The 1,474-nt window shown below is 35.8% G+C and carries 3 protein-coding genes; all 3 read right to left on the bottom strand.

Going from position 1 to position 1,474, the window contains the following annotated elements:
- Positions 1 to 149: 149 nt before the first annotated feature.
- Positions 150 to 299, bottom strand: coding sequence for a hypothetical protein (locus DRF58_RS18540; RefSeq protein WP_168926430.1), 150 nt, complete (start codon positions 297 to 299; stop codon positions 150 to 152).
- A 188-nt stretch (positions 300 to 487) separates the two neighbouring features.
- Positions 488 to 781: a DNA alkylation repair protein gene (locus tag DRF58_RS18870; protein WP_245955613.1), complete on the bottom strand. Its 294-nt coding sequence runs from the start codon at positions 779 to 781 to the stop codon at positions 488 to 490.
- A gap of 12 nt (positions 782 to 793) precedes the next feature.
- On the bottom strand, positions 794 to 1,093 hold the full coding sequence (locus tag DRF58_RS18865; RefSeq protein ID WP_245955611.1) for a hypothetical protein: 300 nt from the start codon (positions 1,091 to 1,093) through the stop codon (positions 794 to 796).
- Between the last annotated feature and the right edge of the window lie 381 nt (positions 1,094 to 1,474).

Raw genomic sequence — 1,474 nt, 5'->3', positions numbered from 1 at the left:
ATTACACGCTTTAGCACACAATTTAAGAAAGAAAGTTGCCTGAAGAGGACAACTTTTCACTTTTTCTTAAAATATTGAAAAACTTTTATAACAAAAAAATCCGCCTCAAATTTTGTTGTGAGACGGATTCTAAAATAAAAGAAGCAAAATTATTTGGAATCTCCTGGTTTGTGGACATGAGGTTTCAAAGCTGGATGTTTAGGTTTTGTTTCTGGTGTGACTCGTTGTCTTCTGTCTGGTGTTCCATCTGCTTTGTCAGGTTTTGGGCCAGGCTTGATGGCTTCAACTGTTGTACTCATAATAAATAATTTATTGGTTAATATGAGTAAAAGTAATTTGGTTTTTCCTAATTAGATTACGGAAATGCGTATTCCACAAAAAATATTTTTAATTACAACTTATTTACCGTTGCTGTAAATGGTCAGCTTATCATTTACTTTCCTCTGGCGAGCTTATAGGTAAAAAAAGTTTTCTTGTCTTCTAGATTCTAGGTAGCAAGTTCTTCAGACACTTCCGCCGGATGTTTTTTACCGATATCACGAAGTGCATTTCCAACAGACTTTCTGAGGTATTCGCTGTCTTCTGATCTGTGGGCACTGATAAGATGGATAGCCACTTTGGGGTGTTCCTTAAAATAGGGTCTTCCCATACAGATCCGGAATCCCTCAATTACAGCTCTCTTTACATTGGCATTGGAATCGTTGAGCCATGTTTTTATTTTGGGAAGGCTTTGTTCGTAACCTGTAATACTGCAATGGTGGTCAAATGCCTTAGCGAGCATTTCCTGAACGCGTCAATTAGGGGCTTCCGCCACTTTTGTCTCAAGGAGCTTCAGGGCTTCCGGGTGTATATTGGAGAGCTGCCCGAGCATATATGTTGCAAGCATCCGGACCTGATAGCTTTCATCATCTAAAAAGTTGATGGAAAGTTCCAAGTGATTTTGCGCTTTATCTTTCAAAATGGAATCTCCGGCTTCAATGATATGCTTAAATCCATGTTCTATTGTTTTGATATGTGCAATAATCTCTCTCATAATACTTGATTGACCAATCCCATCATCCCGCATAGTTGCAAAATATTGGTTGATGAACAAAGGTAATAAGCTTTTATGAATAAAAAATCCCGACACGTCAGGATTTTCAATTCTACTTATTTTCTTCTCGGAGCACTTCTGGTATGTGGAGTTACCTAGATTTCCATCCTTGTGTGACCCTCAAAAGTAAGGTATTGATAAAATCGAACTTTAGTTAAAATTCAACCAAACAAAACCAAGCCGATTCTTTTTCCAAAACTCAAAAAAAATCTTTTTTACTCATTTATAGCTTTCGTAAAAACTGGGTAAAGATAAAAATACTTTAGTCCAAATCATTTTAGTTAACCTGAGTTCGGGATAAGAAATGAAATAAAATTTGCAATGAAAAGTAATAATTCGTATATTTAAGTTTCTGAAATTCAAATATTTAACGAATTATTA

Source organism: Epilithonimonas hispanica (assembly GCF_003385395.1).
GTDB classification, from domain to species: Bacteria; Bacteroidota; Bacteroidia; order Flavobacteriales; family Weeksellaceae; genus Epilithonimonas; species Epilithonimonas hispanica.
The sequence above is the reverse complement of the archived record's forward strand: the minus strand, read 5'-3'. Positions and strand labels throughout refer to the sequence as shown.

Excerpts from the sequence above, each read along its gene's own strand:
- DRF58_RS18540 (WP_168926430.1), bottom strand. The coding sequence starts at position 299 with ATGAGTACAACAGTTGAAGCCATCAAGCCTGGCCCAAAACCTGACAAA.
- DRF58_RS18870 (WP_245955613.1), bottom strand. The coding sequence starts at position 781 with ATGCTCGCTAAGGCATTTGACCACCATTGCAGTATTACAGGTTACGAA.